Origin of the sequence: Streptomyces sp. NPDC048484 (genome assembly GCF_040651415.1) — a bacterium.
In the GTDB taxonomy this organism is placed as follows: Bacteria; Actinomycetota; Actinomycetes; order Streptomycetales; family Streptomycetaceae; genus Streptomyces.
In genome coordinates this window covers 37,479-55,782 of the sequence record NZ_JBEZJY010000035.1, presented here as the reverse complement: position 1 = coordinate 55,782, position 18,304 = coordinate 37,479, and the positions used below count along the sequence as shown (strand labels likewise).

Annotated in this window: 15 protein-coding genes; 10 read left to right on the top strand and 5 right to left on the bottom strand. The window is 70.0% G+C overall.

What is annotated here, in order from left to right:
• The first annotated feature begins 15 nt into the window (after positions 1–15).
• From AB0D14_RS30830 to AB0D14_RS30820, 3 genes are all read left to right on the top strand, one after another.
• The gene (locus AB0D14_RS30830) at positions 16–1,215 is read left to right on the top strand and encodes a hypothetical protein (RefSeq protein WP_362785709.1); all 1,200 of its coding nucleotides are present in this window, start codon (positions 16–18) and stop codon (positions 1,213–1,215) included.
• Positions 1,216–1,413: 198 nt separating this feature from the next.
• Complete coding sequence (locus AB0D14_RS30825) at positions 1,414–1,587, top strand: hypothetical protein (protein WP_362785707.1); 174 nt, start codon at positions 1,414–1,416, stop codon at positions 1,585–1,587.
• Positions 1,588–1,665: 78 nt separating this feature from the next.
• On the top strand, positions 1,666–1,815 hold the full coding sequence (locus AB0D14_RS30820; RefSeq protein WP_362785705.1) for a hypothetical protein: 150 nt from the start codon (positions 1,666–1,668) through the stop codon (positions 1,813–1,815).
• A 160-nt stretch (positions 1,816–1,975) separates the two neighbouring features.
• On the opposite strand, the gene AB0D14_RS30815 is transcribed toward AB0D14_RS30820, so the two are convergent.
• Entirely contained in the window at positions 1,976–2,974 is a 999-nt protein-coding gene (locus AB0D14_RS30815; protein ID WP_362785703.1) for an RNA polymerase subunit sigma-70, read from the bottom strand.
• 501 nt (positions 2,975–3,475) lie between these two features.
• Positions 3,476–3,916 carry a hypothetical protein gene (locus AB0D14_RS30810; RefSeq protein WP_362785701.1) on the bottom strand — a complete coding sequence of 147 codons (441 nt, stop codon included), beginning with the start codon at positions 3,914–3,916 and terminating at the stop codon, positions 3,476–3,478.
• Positions 3,917–4,539: 623 nt separating this feature from the next.
• Between AB0D14_RS30810 and AB0D14_RS30805 the strand changes: the two genes are divergently transcribed.
• On the top strand, positions 4,540–5,241 hold the full coding sequence (locus AB0D14_RS30805) for a response regulator transcription factor (protein ID WP_362785698.1): 702 nt from the start codon (positions 4,540–4,542) through the stop codon (positions 5,239–5,241).
• Positions 5,242–5,264: 23 nt separating this feature from the next.
• Here AB0D14_RS30805 and AB0D14_RS30800 read toward each other — a convergent pair whose 3' ends face one another.
• Entirely contained in the window at positions 5,265–6,827 is a 1,563-nt protein-coding gene (locus AB0D14_RS30800; protein ID WP_362785696.1) for an HEXXH motif-containing putative peptide modification protein, read from the bottom strand.
• A 150-nt stretch (positions 6,828–6,977) separates the two neighbouring features.
• Complete coding sequence (locus AB0D14_RS30795; RefSeq protein WP_362785692.1) at positions 6,978–7,112, bottom strand: hypothetical protein; 135 nt, start codon at positions 7,110–7,112, stop codon at positions 6,978–6,980.
• A gap of 720 nt (positions 7,113–7,832) precedes the next feature.
• Between AB0D14_RS30795 and AB0D14_RS30790 the strand changes: the two genes are divergently transcribed.
• The 6 genes from AB0D14_RS30790 to AB0D14_RS30765 all read left to right on the top strand — a co-directional run bounded on the left by AB0D14_RS30790 (position 7,833) and on the right by AB0D14_RS30765 (position 16,906).
• Positions 7,833–9,485 (top strand): serine/threonine-protein kinase, encoded by a 1,653-nt coding sequence (locus AB0D14_RS30790; protein ID WP_362785689.1) that lies wholly within the window; start codon positions 7,833–7,835, stop codon positions 9,483–9,485.
• 72 nt (positions 9,486–9,557) lie between these two features.
• Complete coding sequence (locus AB0D14_RS30785) at positions 9,558–10,403, top strand: N-formylglutamate amidohydrolase (RefSeq protein ID WP_362785686.1); 846 nt, start codon at positions 9,558–9,560, stop codon at positions 10,401–10,403.
• 175 nt (positions 10,404–10,578) lie between these two features.
• Entirely contained in the window at positions 10,579–10,719 is a 141-nt protein-coding gene (locus AB0D14_RS30780; protein ID WP_362785684.1) for a hypothetical protein, read from the top strand.
• Between the two features lie 175 nt (positions 10,720–10,894).
• A complete protein-coding gene (gene fusA, locus AB0D14_RS30775; RefSeq protein WP_362785818.1) occupies positions 10,895–13,048 on the top strand; it encodes an elongation factor G in 2,154 nt (717 codons plus the stop codon).
• Between the two features lie 574 nt (positions 13,049–13,622).
• Positions 13,623–15,629 carry a bifunctional polysaccharide deacetylase/glycosyltransferase family 2 protein gene (locus tag AB0D14_RS30770; protein WP_362785817.1) on the top strand — a complete coding sequence of 669 codons (2,007 nt, stop codon included), beginning with the start codon at positions 13,623–13,625 and terminating at the stop codon, positions 15,627–15,629.
• 71 nt (positions 15,630–15,700) lie between these two features.
• Positions 15,701–16,906: an LCP family protein gene (locus tag AB0D14_RS30765; protein ID WP_362785681.1), complete on the top strand. Its 1,206-nt coding sequence runs from the start codon at positions 15,701–15,703 to the stop codon at positions 16,904–16,906.
• A 168-nt stretch (positions 16,907–17,074) separates the two neighbouring features.
• Here the strand turns inward: AB0D14_RS30765 and AB0D14_RS30760 are convergent, their stop codons facing one another.
• Entirely contained in the window at positions 17,075–18,268 is a 1,194-nt protein-coding gene (locus AB0D14_RS30760) for a N(5)-(carboxyethyl)ornithine synthase (protein WP_362785678.1), read from the bottom strand.
• Positions 18,269–18,304 lie beyond the last annotated feature (36 nt).

The window sequence follows — 18,304 nt, the reverse complement described above, 5'->3', positions numbered from 1 at the left end:
GTAAGGTGTGGGAGCGTGAGCGAGTACCAGTACTACGAGTTCCTGGCCGTCGACCGGCCGCTGACCCAGGACGAGCAGGCGCAGGTGCGGGCACTGTCGACGCGTGCGGAGATCACCTCGACACGGTTCGTCAACGAGTACCACTTCGGGGACTTCCACGGGAACACCACGAAGATGGTGGAACAGTTCTACGACGCGCACCTCTACTTCGCGAACTGGGGCTCGCGCCGTCTGCTGCTGCGGCTGCCCACCGCGGCCCTGGCCAGGAAGGCGGTCGAACCGTACGCGTTGGAGGAGTCCCTCACCGTCCATGCCAAGGGAGGCTTCACCCTGGTCGACTTCTGTCCGGACGCCGCCGAGGACGGCGGGGCGGAGTACGAGGACTGGGACGCCATGGAGTCCTGGACGCTGGGGGGCTTCGCGCAGCTGCGCGTCGATCTCGCCGCCGGGGACCTGCGGCCGCTGTATCTGGCGTGGCTGGCGGGCCTGCGGGTGTGGGAGCTGGCCGAGGACGACGAGGAGGAGTACGTCCGCGCAGTGGAGCCGCCGGTGCCGGCCGGACTTGGTGAGTTGACAGGGCCTCAGCGGATGCTCGCCGACTTTCTGCGGGTGGACGAAGACCTGCTGGCCGTCGCAGCCGAGGCCTCCGCCTCCCTCACGGCTGCCACCCCGGCCGACCAGGGCAAGGCGCTGGCGGCGTTCATCGCCGCCCTGCCCGTCGCGCAGAAGGAGGCCCTGCTGGTGGAGGTCGCCCTCGGCGGAGCGGCTCATGTGGGGCCACAACTGATGAGACGGTTCCGCGCCGCTCACACTCGCGCCGACGACACCACCGCCCATGCACGCCGCAACGCCGCCGAGCTGCTCGACGCCGCTCACCGGCACCGCACCGGACGGATCGAACGCGAACGGCGGGTCCGTGCGGCGGCACAGCGGGAGCGGCGTCTGGCAGCCGAGGAGCAGCGTGCCGCGCACCTGGACAAGGTCGCCACCGCCCCCGGGCCGCTCTGGGAAGAGATCGACAACCTGATCGGGCAGAAGAAACCCGCCGCCTACGACCGGGCTGTCGCCCTTCTCACCGACCTCCGGGACGCAGCGGCCCGTACTCCCGAGGCGTCGGCCGACTACCACCGCCGAACCAGCGCGCTGCGCGAGGCCCACCGGGCCAAACCGGCGCTCATGGGCCGTTTGGACAAGATCGGTATTCCCCACCCCTGATGCGGGTGCGCGCCGGGGCGGATGCGGCGAGCCGCCCGGCGCGGGCCGGGGGTCAGTTCACCACGGGCCGCCTCGGCTTCGCACCGCGGCCGACCCCCAGTCGTGCCACGTGGCCGCGGCGCGCCAGGACCGGGGTCTTACCCCGGTTCGAACGGACCAGGCCGGCTGCTGTCCTGTGGGCAGTCGAGAGGAGGTCCGATGACATCGATCGCCGAGGTGACACGGGCCAACGGCCGTCCGGCGAAGGTCACGCACCTGGTCTGCTCCCACTCGCGCGCCGACCACGCGGGCGCCTCGTCGACCTTCGGCAAGGACGTCGTGCGCATCGGCCACGCCGAATGCCGACGCCTGCTGCTGCGCGAGCCTCGATGAACCTGGACCCCGCGTCCTACTTCGACAAGTACGGCCCAGGGCAACTCCTGGGCGATCTTCAAGACCTACCTCGACGCGGTGGCGGCGCAGGCCGCCGCACCGGTGGCCGCGAAGTACACAGGCGTGCTCGCAGCTGCGGACGTGTTCACCCTCGATCACGCGGCGACGTTGGTCGAGTCCTTCCGCATCGACGCAGGGCTGCTCGGTCCGTTCGGCACCCGCCCCTAATCCGCCGATTCTCCGACTCTGCAGAAAGGCCGAACGGCCATGACCAGTCCCAGTTCCCGCTGAACCCGCCCGCGGGCGACGACGCCGAACGCGTCGCACCACTGCGCCGCGACCACCGCGACACGCGCGCCACCGCGCAGCGTGAGCGTCCACACCGGCACTACTGCGTGCCGTCCGCCGACAGGCGCTCCGGCAGCCCGAGCCGCGGGAACTGGTCGTCGTGGAACGTGACGATCTCGCTGATCGCCCCGCCGGTGACGCGCAGGACGTCGATCGTCAGAGGCAGGTACACGCCCTCCTGCTCCCGCCAGAGGTAGAAGGCGACGGCGGGTTGCCGGTTCACGGAGGTGAGGACGGCACGCAGGCCCTTCATGCCCTCGAAGCCGCTCTCGACCCAGTCGTTCACCACCGCGTCGCGGCCGACGTACAGGCCCGGCGTGGGAGGCATCGAGCAGCGGACGTCGTCCCGCAGCAGTGTGGCGAGCTCGTCGACGTCCGTGGCCACGCTGGCGTCGGTGAAGCGGCGCACCAGCTCGCGCGTCCCGGCGTCGTGTTCGCCGCCGGTCCAGTCCTGCCGCTCGGCGGGCAGGTGCTCCCGCATCCCGGCGCGGGCCCGCTGCAGAGCGCTGTTCACGGAGTTGACGGAGTCCCCGAGGAGTTCCGCGACGTCCTTCGCCGGCCAGCCGAGCACGTCCCGCAGGATCAGCACGGCCCGCGGGCGCGGCGCGAGGTGCTGGACCGCGACCAGATACGCCAACTCGATCGTCTCCCGCGCGACGGCGACGGTCTCCGGCTCGTCCGTGTCGCCGGCGGGCAGCTCGTCGAGCAGCTGGTCCGGGTAGGGCTGCAGCCACAGCACCTCGCCGCCGGTCGCAGGCTCCGGGCGGCACTTGGCGAGCAGGTCCAGGCAGGCGTTGGTGGCGATCCGGTACAGCCAGGCCCGGAACGTCGACCGCCCCTCGAAGGTCTCCCGCCGCCGCCAGGCACGGAGGAACGTTTCCTGCACGGTGTCCTCGGCGTCCTCGAACGACCCGAGCATCCGGTAGCAGTGCACGTGCAGCTCCCGCCGGTGCCGCTCCGCCAGCCCTGAGAACGCCGGCTCGTCGACCTCGCCCAGCCCGCTCACGCCCAGCTCCTCCAGCCGTGTGCCCGCACTCATCACGTCATCCCTCCGCCGCGTCGTGTCCCGTCGTAGGTATGACGGGTACGGGCGCGAAAACTCATCACCGGGGTGGCGGCGGAGATCCGCCCCCACGGGTTCGGCCTGGCCCTGACCGATTGCTGTCGTCTTCTGTGACGGCCCCGAACGCCAGGTCGTCACGGACTGATCGTCTGAGCGCCGATCGACCTGTTTCGGATGACGCGGCCGGCCGCACAAACGCCGCCTCGAGGGAAGTTGGCCGGCGATACGGTCGATGCCGACGCCCTTGTCGTACAGGGTGTCGGCATCGGCGTGAAAGAGCGGCGGCGGGAGCGGGACGTGCTCCAGACTGTGGAGCACGCGCTGTGTTTCCGGTTCAGCCCCCTGTCATGGCTGCGGCAGCCGGCGACATCGACCCGTAGCTGGGCGCAGGCGGGCGATGTGGGTCAGCTCGTGCCAGGACAGGTCGGTGTGGGCCGACGGTTCCGCTCGACGCGAGTGTGCGCTGGTGATCCCTGGTCAGCGGCGGCCGGTGGTCAGGGTGACGAGGAACTGGCCGCCGCCCGGCTCGATGTCGGCGGTCACCGGCAGCCCCGGTACCAGTCGGGAGAACCGGTCCACCAGCCAATCCGCCGCCTCTTCGGCGTCCCGCCTGGTCGGACAACGCCCCACCATCTCGCGGCCCCCCTTGCGCTCCAGCCTCCCGGCAACGGTGATCAGCGGCGCGGGTTCGACCACGTACAGGCGGTCAGGCCAGGCGATGACCACCTTGACCGCGCCCTTGCGGGTGTTGCATCCGCGGTGCGCGAGCCGCTCGGCGACCTTGGCCTTCCGGTCGGCAGTCCGGCTGTCGACGCTGGGCCCCCGCGGGTCGTTCACCGACTCGTCGGGGTCGACCGCTTCGTCACACACCCAGCACCGCCAGCCGTCGCGCTCGGCCACATCATCAAGGAGACTCATCCGAGCAAACTAGCCTGCCCGGCCGCCACCCGCGCACCAGGGTTCCGCACAGTCATAGCACCGGCCACGTGCACGCCGTACGCGAGCACCGGCGCAGTATCGATCTGGTCCACCATCGGCTCTTCGGCAATGACCTGATCGGGTTCACCGGGACGTGTCCGGGGCTCGGCCACGCCGCGACCGACCGGAGGCGCCCTCATCGACGATGCCGGTCAACGGCAGGCTGATGTCGTCGGGGCGGCCGGTCTCGGCGGGCGGACTCCGGCCTCGTCTCGCAGCCCGTCGACTCGACGCCGAGCGGCGAACCCGTGTCGATCTGGTCTCGCTGGATACATCGGGAGCAGCCGCTCAATTCGACTACGGGCGCGCCTACCACCCCTGACGCACCGCCGGGCTCGCTTCTCAGGAGGAGCCGGACCAGAAGTGGCCGCCCCACAGATACCGGCGCACATGCGCGTCGTACTCCTGGCGGAGCCTGCGGGAACAGGATCGAACCGATTCGGGAGGCGACGTGACGGCCGCCGTTCAGCGGTAGTTCTACGCTTCAACCGAACGCTGATCATGACGGCGTGGGGGAAGCGGTCTGTCACGCCTCACGTCGGCTGGGTGTAAGGATGAACCAGATGGCCGAAGTGGTCCACGATGTCGGTACGTGCGTGGTGGTTATAGAGAGCATTCCCCTGGTCCTGGGCGGACTGCGTTCCGCGCTCGAAGGTGACGGGATCAGTGTGGTCGCAGGGACCCACGATCCGCAGGCCGGCGTGCGGGCAGTCCGGGAGGAGAAGCCCGACGTGGTCCTCGTCGACCTCGACCTGCCGGGCCGCGCGGGAATCGGATTGCTTCAGCAACTGCGCCGACAGAACCCGGCGCTGCGGCTGGTCGCCATGGTTTCCCCGGACCGCGACGACGACAAGCTGCTGCTGACGACGCTGATAGCGGGGGCCACGGGCTACCTGCTCAAAAGTACGGAGACGGCAGACCTGCTGCGCACTGTGCGTGCTGTGCAGCGGGGGTACGTAACGCTGGGCCCGCGATCCGGCAGCGAGCTCTTCGCCCTCCTGCGACGCATGGCGGAAGCGGACGAAACGCTCCCGTTCCCGGCGCTGACGAACCGGGAACGAGAAGTGCTGCGGTTGGTCTCCCTCGGCTACGGGAACCGCCGAATAGCGCAGGATCTGTTCATATCGGAGAAAACCGTACGCAACTATGTTTCTGCCATCCTGCCGAAAATCAACGTCTCGAATCGGCTGGAGGCCATTGTGTCCGCACGACTGACCGGCCTGGAATCGGCTTATCCAGGAGCGGGCTCCGTAAGTACGCGCTGAACCGGGAGGGGTAACTCGGAGGGTCACATGTCCTGGGTGATCAGGCCGGAGGCCACCAGCAGGCGCAAGCTGTCGCCGACCTGCCGGCCAACCTCCTCGGAGCCGGCCGGGAGGCCCGCTGCTCGGGCGTAGGCCGTGTGCATCGAGCCGAGGTCACGTCCGTCGCACAGGGAGTAGACAGTCCACGAGCGCGCGTTCAGCCAGTGCATCCGGGCCGACTGCGCTGGGCTGACGACGAGTTGCCCAAGGGCGGGCAGGGCGCATGCGTCCACCGGCGTGATCCGCTGGAAGGCGCCTTCTGGGGAAACCTCCTGTGGTTGCCCCGGTTCCGCCTCCGCCTGCCGAGTCGTCGTTGCGGCCCTGTCGTGGGGCCCCGGTGCGTCCTCGTCCACGAGACGGAGGGCGGTGAGGAGCCAGCGGGCGAATCGGTGCCCGTTCTCGGTGAGCGCCTGCTCCGGCAGCGACAGCACACACTCGGCGAGGTAGCGGGCCCTTTCCGCACTGGTGCGGTACTGCCCGTCCCGGGCGGCGGGAGTGCCCGGGCTGGGCTCGTCGAGGTCCTCGGGCGGCGGGGGCGCGCCGAACCTCTCCCGGACCGCTTCGCCCGCCGCGGCGGCCGCGGCCTGGAAGACCAGCAGGTGCACGTAGAAGTGCAGGGCGACGAACACGCGGATGACCGTCCACGAACCGATGCGCCACGGGATCGGTACACGCTCGGTGGCATTTCTGACCACGGAGCCCGCACGGAGCGCGTCAAAGAGCTTGAGGTGGGCGCCCTCGTGCAGCAGGCTCTCGGCGGCGAGCCACGGAGACGCGCAGCGGTCGGGCGACAGCAGCACCGTCGAGGGCAGGGGGTCGCCCCCCGACATGGACTGAAGCGGTCCCTCTTCGCTTTCCCGCTTGGTGAAACCCACTACGGTGACATGTCCGAGCACACCGGCTCCCGCGGCAGGCAGCAGCGTCGCGAGCAGTTCCGCGCCGTCTCGCAGGACAGCACGTTCTCCGTCCGTCGGATCGACAGGGCCTGCCGCTTGGCTGTCACCAAGTGCGCTGCGGTACAACTCCATGAGGCGACCGGCCAGCATCTCCTGCGAGTCGCCGTGCGGCGCGGGCTCGCTCAGCACCCAGGCGTCCCCGAGACCGGGCCAGGCAGGCCGGTGCGGACGGATGAGGGCTTCGCACGGCCCCATGGCGTACGAGGTGTCTGCCGCCGGGGTGGTCGCGGGGCCGGTCACGTAGCCGCGTATGTAGGCGCCGAACGAACTGTGTTCGAGCCGGCCGTTGTCCAACTGTGCGAGGTCGACCTCGAAACAGTTGCGCAGCACCGGGTCGTACAACAGCGGGCGGAGACGTTCGTCGGGTGCGGCGGCCGTCTCCCGCAACACGTCCGCTGCCTCGCCGTCATGCCGCGCCAGCATGGTCAGACCCAGCCGGAACCGGGCGAGATTGCGCTCGCCGATGGCGGCCGAGTCGCCGAACTGCCGGTCGGCACAGAGCATGGCATCGGCCTGGGCCACCCGGTCGGCGACCGGCTCAGCGGCGACCGGCTCAGCGGCGGAAGGTGAAGCGGAAAGTGAGGAGGACAACGACGAACCGTCCTTCGGAGCGGGGCGGGGCGGAGCGAGGGGGAGCGGGGCGGAGCGAGGGGGAGCGAGCCGAGATGGCGGGGGCGTGAACGTGAAAAGACCGGCACCGGGCCCTCTTACGGGTCCGATGCCGACCAAACGTGCCGCACGTCAGGCGGCGCGGACCGCCTGGTACGACGGGAGCCAGGCGCGCTCTTCCGGCGCGTCGACGGCTACCAGCGCGGAGTCGTCGTCGAGGTATGTCTGCGGAGCCAGATCGGGGGTTTCGATGAGGTCTACCAACATGTTGTGAGTCCCTTCGGTCATTTATGGACAGAGCGGGCCCGGGAGGGGGATCAGACCCCGCCCGGAACATCATCTTCTGGCACTCCACGTCCCACACCGAGGGGAACGTTGTCCTGAATGCTGTCCCGCTCCCCGGTGGAAAAGCTGATGGGCCAAGCGACTTGGCCGTCGGCCGCCTCGTCGGTCACGGTCCCGTTGCCCGGGAACGCCTGGTGACCTTCCGCCACGAGCCCGCCCGGTCCACCACAGGCCCGCCCGGTCGACCCGGGGAGACGATTATGACGCACAGTCAGTGTACGTGTGCACGTTGTGGACTTGAGTGGTTCTTACCGTCCAGCGGGGTAGGTCGGCCCTGGAAGGCCGTACGAACGCGCCTGCAGGCAGCCGCACATGACAACAGGCATCGCCGAAGCAACGGACGACGGCGAGTGGAGTGGGCCGGAAGTAGGCCGGAAGGGTGTCCGCACCACCATGGCCTGGTTTCGGCCGCGGGTTTCGTACACGCGGACGCAGATCGTGCTCGTCTCCCTCGCCCGGCACCGAGGTGTTGTGTGCGCGAAGTGCGCAGGTGGCCCTGCCGTCGCCCCGCGCCATCCGACCCGTCCTCCTTCCCTCGGCCGTCGTTCCGACGTGAATTCCCACCGCTATGCTCGCCGGTGTTCGAGTGATACATGGGGCCGGTGGCGAGGAAGCCGTCGGGAGGGGCGTGAGGCGGGCGTGATGTCCGGCAGTGATGATCAGCAGGCGGCGGCGTACGCGGCACGAGGTACGGGGCGTCTGATCGCCGGTCGGTACCAGCTGGGCGAGCAGCTCGGCAGGGGCGGCATGGGTACGGTCTGGCGGGCCCACGACCAGCTGCTCGCACGGGATGTCGCGGCCAAGGAGCTGCACGTCTTCACCCAGGGCGACGAGGACCACCGCGTGTGGCTGCGCCGTGCTGTGCGGGAGGCACGGGTGGTGGCCCGGGTGCCGCACCCGCACGTGGTCGGAGTCCACGACCTGGTCGAGTACGAGGACCGGCTCTGGATCGTCATGGAACTGATCGACGGACCCTCGCTGGCCCAACTCATCAGCCAGGCCGGACCGTTGGAGCCGACGCGGGTGGCTGCGCTCGGGGCGCAACTGCTCGGCGCGCTGGACGCTGTACACGCCGTCGGAGCCCTGCACCGAGACGTCAAACCGGCCAACATCCTGCTGCGCCGCGACGGCAGCGCGGTCCTGACGGACTTCGGCATCGCTGTCCTCGACGACGGTGAGGCGTTCACCAACTCCGGTGAGTTCGCCGGCTCCGTCGAGTACATGGCGCCCGAACGCATCAACGGCGGTGAGGTGGGGCCGGCTTCGGATCTGTGGTCGCTGGCCGCGACACTCGTCACCGCCGCCACGGGGTCGTCGCCGTTCCGCCGTCCTGCGCACGCGGCCACCCTGCACGCCGTGGCGTACGAACAACCGAACCTGCCGGCGCGGTTGGGCCCCCTGCTTCCGGCCGTCGAGGCGCTGCTGCGAAAGGCGCCCGAGGAACGACCCTCCATCCCCGACGCGACGACCGCGTTGCGGCACGCCGCCGAGGGCATCGCGGCGGACCCGAGGTCGCTGCCGTCGCCCACCGTCCGTGTCACTGTCCCGGCCGCCGTCTCCCTCGCGGACACCGACACCCGGACGAGTCAGCACCTCCCGTGGGCGGACCGGGCCGCGCCCACCTCGCGGTATGACGCCGAGACCGCGTCCGCGTTGATGCGAAGAGACACGAGACGGCGTGACAAGCGGGTCCTCGCGTGGGTGGTCTCCGGGGTCGCGCTGCTCTTCGCGGGGACCGGTCTCGGCCTCTTCATCGCCGGGGCCCCGCCCTTCGAGCGAGCTGCCCAGGCCGATGCGGCGGACGGCAAGGACCGGGGGACCGAGAGCGGAAGCGGTACGGGGAGCGAGGCCGACCAGCCGTCCGGGTCCCCTCTGCCGCCGATGCCCGCCGTCAACGACTCGGTGGTCCATGCCACCGAGGGCTGGCAGCGGGTGACCGAGACCCTCATCGAGGCCGGCGACACGGTCACTGTCCGTTTCACGTCGGGGCAGTGGACCGCGTCCCCCGACATGCCGCTGACCGGGCCCGACGGCTACGACGCCGAGACCGACAGACGGCTGGACTTCGCCGCGCCGGACTGCAAGGTCAATCCGTCCGCCCCCTTCGGAGCGCTCCTCGGACGTTTCACCGAGGGCGGTGAGGGCGAGGAAAGCCGCATCATGGGCAAGGAATGGATATTTGAGGCGGCCGCCGGAGGCACGCTCGAACTGCGCATCAACGACGTCGACGGCAATTGCGTCAACGACAACTCGGGTGACCTCTCCGTGTCGGTCTCCGTCGTGAAGAAGACCTGAGGAGGCACGCGAAGGCTCAGGAGGACATGTGAAGACCTGAGAGGGCCTTGAGAGCGAAACAAGGGGATCTGCATGAACGGCACTTCGGCTGCCTTCCGACTCGTACCGGGCACGTCCGACTCACCGGTGATCCTGCATGTGCCGCACTCCTCCCGAACCGTCCCGACGGATGTGCGTGACGGCATCGTGCTCGACGACGCAGAGCTGACACGGGAGTTGGACCACATCACCGACTCGCACACCGCTCGGATCGTCGCAGTGGCCGCCGCCGGCTGCGCCGCCCGTCGCGCCGACGGGTCCGCAGCGTCACCCTGGCGGTTCGTCAACCAGCTGTCCCGACTCGTCGTCGACCCCGAGCGCTTCCCGGACGAACGGGAGGAGATGCGGGCCGTCGGCATGGGAGCCGTCTACACACGCACCACGCACGGCGAGGTGCTCCGACCGGACGACCCCCTGAGCGCAGCGGCCGAACAGCCGCTCCTGGAGCGTTACTTCCATCCGTACGCCGCCGCCATGACCGATGCCGTGACGCAGCGGCTGGCAGCCGTCGGACAGGCCGTGATCATCGATGTGCACTCCTACCCGAGCGAGCGGCTGCCGTACGAACTCCACGGCGACGGCCCCCGGCCACCCGTCTGCCTCGGAACCGACTCCTTCCACACCCCGCCCGACCTGCTGGCCCACGCCGAGAAGGCCTTCGCAGGCTTCGGCGGTACGGGCGTCAACAGCCCCTTCGCCGGAACGTACGTCCCGCTGAAGTACTACGGCAACGACCGGCGGGTCAGCGCCCTGATGATCGAGATCCGACGGGACGTCTACATGACGGAGCCGGGCGGACCGGCGGGGCCCGGCCTCGACCGGGTGGCGGCAGCCCTGGCGGAACTCGTCGACGCGGCGACCGGCGAGCACGAGGCCTGAGCCTCGCCCCGCACGAGTGCGCGCCCGCCACCATCGTCCGGGCCCGCCCCAGGCAGCGCCGGGAGAGGGAAACCCGGGCGCGAAAAACCCGATGCCCCGCCCCCATCCCCTTCCCTACACTCATCCCACACAGCACGCCGCACACCATCGCGGCGCGCCCCGTGACCATTGACCCGTGACCACTGAGGGGAGCCCGGCCATGCGGTACCGCACCGCTGTCGTCGTTCCCTTGTCGCGGTACGAGGTGATCCTCGTGTCTCCGTGGACCCGGTGCAGGCTGCGCGGCCCGCACCGGATGCCCGTGACGAACGTCTGAGCAGGACCCCAGGGTCACGTATGACCTCGTACGGGAATCGCGCCGACCCCATCTGGATCAGTAGTCAGTGATCAGTGATCAGTGACCACCGAATAGTTCTGGAAGGCCTTGGGCCGTGCGTACCGAACTTCAACTCCACCTTCATGACAGCCGCTCCGCGCATCTCGCCGACCCGCTGAGTGCTGTCCGTAATCTCGGCATCCTCGCCCACGTCGACGCGGGCAAGACCACCGTCACCGAGCGGATCCTGTACGTCACCGGGACCACGCACAAGCGGGGTGAGGTCCATGACGGTACGACCGTCACCGACTTCGACTCCCAGGAGCGCGATCGGGGGATCACCATCTTCGCCGCGGCCGTCAGCTGCGCCTGGGACGGGCATCGGATCAACCTGATCGACACCCCGGGGCACGTCGACTTCTCCGACGAGGTCGTACGTTCGCTGCGCGTGCTCGACGGTGCGGTCGCGGTGTTCGACGCCGTCGCCGGGGTCGAACCGCAGAGCGAGTCGGTGTGGCGGCAGGCCGACCGGTTCGGGGTGCCCCGGATCGCCTTCGTCAACAAACTGGACCGGGCCGGGGCGGACCTCGACTCGGCGGTCGCGTCGATCCGGGAGCGGTTGCATCCGGCGCCGCTGGTCGTGCAGTTGCCCATCGGCTCGGAGGACGGGTTCCGCGGAGTCGTCGACCTGGTGCGTATGCGGGCGTTGGTCTGGGCCGACGGGCACGATGGATGCGGCGGGGGAGCGGCAGGGGGCGAGGAGGGGGCAGAGGAGGGACCCGTGCCCGAGGTGCTGCGTGAAGAGGCGGAGCGGCGGCGGCGCGTGCTGGAAGAGGCCGTCGCGGAACTCCATCCCGGGGCCCTGGAGGAGTTCTGCGCCCGGTCCACCCTCTCCGCGCGGACCCTCGCCGGCGCGCTGCGCGACCTGACCCGTACCGGGGACGGCGTGGTCGTGCTGTGCGGCTCGGCCTACCGCAACCGGGGGATCGAGCCGCTGCTGGACGCCGTGGTGGCGTACCTGCCCTCGCCGTTGGACGTGCCCGCCGTACGCGGCACGCTGGACGGCGCGGAGCAGGAGCGGGCCGCCGACCCGGACGCGCCCTTCGCGGCACTGGCGTTCAAGGTGAACGCGACCGCCACCGGGCGGCTGACGTATCTGCGGGTGTACTCGGGAACGATCCGGAAGGGAGAGACCGTGTGGGACGCGAGCGCGGCGCGCACCGAGCGGATCGGCCGGATCCTGCGGGTCCAGGCCGACCGGCACGCCCAGTTGGACCGGGCGGTGGCCGGGGACATCGTCGCGGTGGTCGGACTGAAATCCGCCCGCGCGGGGTCGACCCTGTGCGCACCCGGGGCTCCGCTGGTCCTCGAACCTCCGGCCACGGCCGAACCCGTGGTCTCGGTCGCGGTCGAGGCCCGTACGAGCACGGACACGGACCGTCTGGTGGCGGCGTTGGCACGGCTCGTCGAGGAGGACCCGTCGCTGGTCGTCCGGACCGACGACGAGACCGGCCAGACGGTGCTGTCCGGCATGGGCGAACTGCATCTGGAGGTGGCTGTGGAGAAGATCCGCCGCTCCCAGGGGCTGGACGTTCGGGTCGGCCGACCGAAGGTGGCGTACCGGGAGACGGTCGTACGCGGAGTCGCCGGACTGGTCTACCGGCACGTCAAACAGGACGGTGGGGCGGGGCAGTACGCCCATGTCGTCATCGACGTGGAACCGCTGGAATCGTTTGAACCGCTGGAGCCGACCGCCGGCGAGGGCACTGACCGTGAGCACGGGGGCCGCGCGACCGGGTTCGAGTTCCGGTCGGTTGTCGTGGGCGGTCGGGTGCCGCAGGAGTACGTGCGGGCCGTGGAGGCGGGTTGCCGGGACGCGCTGGGTGAAGGGCCGCTGGGCGGTCACCCGGTGACCGGGCTGCGTGTTGTCCTGCGGGATGGGGCGACCCATGCGAAGGACTCCTCGGAGATGGCGTTCCGGACGGCCGGACGGTTCGCCCTCCGCGAGGCGTTGCGGGCGAGCACGATGGCACTGCTGGAGCCGGTGGTCGAGGTCACGGTCACCGCTCCCGACGAGGCCGTGGGCGGGGTCCTCGGTGACCTGGCGGCACGGCGCGGCCGTGTCACCGGCTCGACCACGCGAGCGGGTGCGGCCATCGTCACCGCCACCGTGCCGCTGGCCGAACTGTTCGGCTACGCGACGCGGTTGCGGAGCCGCACGCAGGGCCGGGGCGTTTTCACCGCCCGGCCCATCGGGTACGCCCCGGCGCCGGGGTCGGGTCCGGGTCCGGGGCCGAGGTCGGGGCGCGACGGGACACCGTCCCGGTAGGGCGGACGGGAACCGCCTGGTGGTGCGGTTGGGCACCGCCAGGCGGTCCGGATGGAGCGGCCCCGTGGTTCGAAGGCCGAGCGCTGACAGGACGAAGGAAACGTTCAAGAGGCAGGCTTCCACCGGCGCTTGAGTGACCGATGGCACTGCCGTGCCTGCTCGTCGGCACAGACCGGGCGCCACCCGTTCACAGCTGTGACAGGATTCGCCCCGTTTCTGTACGCCTTCCTGCGCGGCTCTCCGTGGGGGCTTCCTGTGAGGCTCGGCGTTGGGCCCGTGCGATCGCAAAGCTGTGGCTAGACTCGCGCCCCATGCGTAACTCCGGGCCCGCCAGCCAGTGGCAGCAGACTTCCCCCAGTACATCGGCCATCCACGCCAGGGGTCGGAGAAGAACGGTCCGGGACGCGGTGCCCCGCAGTTGCCGGACATCTCTCAACGTGATGGTCAAGCGCGCCACTCGCCGGGCCCCACACATATCGGGAGAGAAGGGGGACGAACTTCTGTGAGGGCTCGGCACAAACAGTCCCGCGACCCGCGAGGGCACTGGCTGCTACTGATACTCGTCCTGCCCGCCATGTTCGCGGCCCTCCTCTTCGAGGGCTGGACCAACCACGAGGTCGACGCCGCGGACACCCGGTCCGCCTGCACCACACCGGCACCCGACGCCGTCACCCGTGGCGGCCCCGTCATCGGCATCAACCGCAACGGCGTACAGACCGCCTCGATGCCCGCCCGCACCGTCGCGCTCACCTTCGACGGCGGCCCCGACCCCGTCTGGACGCCACGCCTCCTCGACCTGCTGAAACAGCACCGGGCCCGTGCGACCTTCTTCCTGCTGGGTTCCCAGGCGGCCCGCCACCCCGACCTCGTGCGGCGGATCCGTGACGAGGGCCACGAGATCGGCTCCAACACCTACACCGGAGCTGTCCTGGGCGAGACGTCCTCGCTCCGCTTCTCCGCCGAACTGGACCTGGCGCAGAACGTGTTCGCGGGCAGTTCGGGCCTGCGCACCAACCTGTTGCGGATGCCGCAGACTACCTCGCCCGACACCCTGTGCGGCCCGGAGTGGGCGGCGGCACGGCGTGCCGCCGCCCAGGGCTATGTGCTGGTCGCCGCCGACAAGGCGTCCCGCAAGCCGGCGCAGGGCCTGGTCCGCCAGTTCAGCCAGACGGCCACCGCCTACCGGGAGACGGAGAAGCTGCTCCGGAACCAGGGCGTCGACCGCTTCACCACCGTCTCGGCGGGGCTCCGGCTGACTCCGTACGCACCGGTGTCGGCCGTCGAGCGATGGCGCGGCACCGCCCTGATCTGGGCCACCACCCTGGGGCGCGCGTTCTCCAGCGCGATGACCTGGACGCTCGGCATCGCGGGTGCTCTCGGTGTGCTGCGTCTGGTGTTCCTCGTCCTCTTCGCCCGCGCCCACGTGCGCAGGCTCGAACGCTCCCGCCCCGGGGCGCCCTGGCTGCGGGAGGTGACGGAACCGGTCACCGTGCTCGTGCCCGCCTACAACGAAGAGGCCGGAATCGAGTCGACCGTCCGCTCGCTGCTCGCCTCCGACTACCCTGAGCTGCAGATCGTCGTGATCGACGACGGCTCGACGGACCGAACGGCGGAGCTCGCCGAAGGCGTCGGTGACCCGCGGGTGCTGGTGATCCGCAAACCCAACGGAGGCAAGGCCGAAGCCCTCAACACCGGTCTGGGGCACGCCAGTCACGAGATCCTGGTCATGGTGGACGCCGACACCGTCTTCGAACCGGACGCCATCCACCACCTCGTACAGCCACTCGCGCACCCGGCTGTCGGCGCGGTCAGCGGCAACACCAAGGTCGGCAACCGACGGGGCCTGCTCGCCAAGTGGCAGCACCTGGAGTACTGCTTCGGCTTCAACCTCGACCGCCGGATGTTCGAGGTGCTGGAGTGCATGACCACCGTTCCCGGGGCCATCGGGGCCTTCCGCCGGGACGCCCTGGTGGGGGTCGGCGGAGTCAGCGACGACACCCTCGCCGAGGACACCGACCTCACGATGGCCCTGTGGCGGGCGGGCTGGCGCGTCCTCTACGAGGAGTCGGCCGTCGCCTGGACCGAAGTACCCACCTCGCTGCGCCAGTTGTGGCGTCAGCGCTACCGCTGGTGCTACGGCACGATCCAGTCCATGTGGAAGCACCGCGGTGCCGTCCTGGAGGTGGGCGTCGCCGGACGCTTCGGCCGGCGCGGACTCACCTACCTCGCCATCTTCCAGGTGGCCCTCCCGCTGCTCGCACCGGTCATCGACGTGTTCGCCCTGTACGGCGTGCTGTTCCTCGATCCGCTCAGTTCGGCCGCGGTGTGGTTCGGCTTCATGGGCGTTCAACTGCTCTGCGCGGGATACGCGTTGAAGCTCGACGGAGAGCGCATACGGACCCTGTGGTGGATGCCGTTCCAGCTGATCGTCTACCGGCAGCTGATGTATCTGGTCGTCATCCAGTCCGTGGTCGCCGTGCTGCTCGGTAGCCGGCTGAAGTGGCACCGCATGAAGCGTTCCGGCACCGCCGCTGAACAGATCGGTGACCCGGCCCCGTATAAGAGCGTGCCCACGAGTTGACCCCGTGACGGGGTGACCCCATGCGCTGAAAAGCTGTGCTGAGGGAATGTGCTGAAGGACTGGACAGGCCGATGAACGACGGGACCGACCACCTGGCGGGCCACGACCGGAGAACGGGTGTGGCGGAGCCGCCGCGCGTCGACGGTTCGTGGTCGGGGCGCGGGAAGGGTGCCCCGCCCTCGACGCGTACGGCACCGCTGCCCGGTATGCCCTCGCCCGCCACACCGGGCCGTACGGGCGACGGGAGCCGGCCCCACCGGAGCGCGAGCGGCGGCAGGTCCCCGAAACCCCGCGCCACCCGGCGCCGCAAGGCGGTACGGCTGACGGTCCTGCTGCTTGCCGCGCTGGTCGCCTCCTCCGTCGCCACCTACGTGTGGGCCGACACCAAGCTGGACCAGGAGGTCGACCTCGGAGCGCTGTCGGACCGCCCGACGGGCGGCAAGGGCACCAACTACCTGATCGTGGGCTCCGACAGCCGTGCCGGTCTGTCCGAGCAGGCCAGGAAGGACCTGCGCACCGGTTCGGCCGAGGGCCGCCGCACCGACTCGATGATCCTGCTGCACACCGGCGCGAACGGCACCACCATGCTGAGCCTGCCCCGCGACTCCTTCGTGACCATCCCGCCGTACGTCGACCCCGATACCGGCAGGAGCTACCGCGCCGAGGCCGACAAGCTCAACGCCGCGTTCTCCCTCGGCGGCCCCGACCTGCTCGTACGGGCGGTGGAGCGCAACACCGGGCTGCACGTCGACCACTACGCGGAGATCGGCTTCGCGGGCTTCGTCGGTGTGGTGGACGCGGTCGGCGGCGTGGACATGTGCCTTGAGCGGGACGTCAAGGACGACAGTTCGGGCGCCGACCTGCGAAAGGGCTGCCAGACCCTCGACGGCACCGAGGCGCTGGCCTTCGTGCGCCAGCGTAAGCAGGAGGCCCAGGGCGACCTGGGCCGTACCCGGAACCAGCAGAAGTTCCTGACCGCCCTCGCCAAGAAGGCGGTCACCGCCGGGACGCTCCTCAACCCGGCCAAGTCCTTCCCGACCCTCAGCGCGGGCCTGGACACCCTCGTGGTCGACAAGGACACGGGCCTACGGGACCTGATGACGCTGTTCGAAGCGATGCAGGGCGTCACGGCGGGCGGCGGCCGGCAGATCAACGTGCCGGTCTCCGACCCCGGTTTCGCCACCTCCAAGGGCAGCGCCGTGAAGTGGGACGACCGCCGGGCACAGGCACTCTTCGCGGAGCTGAGGAACGACCAGCCGGTGACAGCCGGCCGGTGACGACCAACCGGTGACGCTCCAGCCGGTGACGCTTCCGGCAGGAGAAGTGACCGCGTCCGGTGCGGGGGGTGTCCCGGACACGGATACGGGTTGCCCCGGATACGAGTACAGGATGTGCCCGGATACGGAATGTGCCCGGCTACGGGGTGTGCCCGGCTATGGGGTGTGTCAGACCGGCTGTGCGGAGGAGTGCCGTGCCGGGACAAGGGCCGGAGCCGGGGCCCCGGGGGTGTGCGGGTATGCGGCCGGCCGGTTCTGGAAGGAGAGGATCTTCGGGTTCAGGACGACGCCGTCGCGGATCTCGATGGCGTTCTTGATCGTCTCGTCGCTGTCCCAGGACGCGGGGCCGCTCATGACCTTGCGCAGGTACGGCAGGAGCGCCTCGCTGATCTCCCAGGTGGCCGAGTTCCACAGGTGGGACGGGCTGTGGTCCACCCCGTAGTAGTGGCAGCCGGGGCCCACCGTGGGCATCGGGTCCTCGAAGGTGGTCGGCCGGGCCCATTCGAAGCCCATGCCCTCGTCGCAGGACACGTCGACGAAGAAGGTCCCCGGCCGGAACCGGGCGAGTTGCTCGTTGGTGACGAAGGTCAGCGGCGCGTCGGTGTCCTGCCGGATGCAGTTGACAATGATGTCGAACCCGGCCAGATGCTCCGCGAGCGGCACGGGTCCGAGCCCCGTGAGCGCCTCCAGGCGGGACGGGTCGTCATCCCGCTCGGCGAAGTGCCCCATGACGACCGACGGCATCGGCGAGGCCACCGCCGCCGCGGCACGCTGGGTGAACACCGTGACGTCGGAGACCCCCATGGCGCCCAGGCCCGTGACGGCCCCGCGCGCCGTGGCGCCGAAGCTGAGGACCGCCGCGCGCATCCGGCGACCGTAACTGCCGGTCAGTCCGCCGAGCTGCAGGGCGTGCAGCACCGAGCAGTAGCCGGCGAGCTCGTTGTTCTTGTGGAACACATGGACGCTGAAAGCGCCCGTGGAGGTCCAGTGATTCATGGCCTCCCAGGCGATGAGGGTGAGCCGCCGGTCGATGCCGAGCTGCGTCATTCCCTCGTCCTGCACACAGTGCGGCCAGCCCCACAGCACCTGGCCCTCACGCAGCTGGGCGACGTCCTCGTGCATCGGCTTGGGCAGCATCATCACATCGCACTCGGCGAGGAGCTGCTCGCGGGAGCGCAGTCCGCCCACCAGCGACCGCAGCGCGTCGTCGCCGACGCCGAACCGCTCGCCGTAGCCCTCTTCGAGGAAGATCCTCGCGCGTACGTCGGGATCGATCCGGTCGAGGTGACCGGGGTGCAACGGCAGCCGGAACTCGTTTTCCTTGAGGGAGGAGGCGAGTACTCCGAGACTCATCAAACTCATGCGCGTCCTTCTATTTCGTTGTCGTCATGCGTGGTG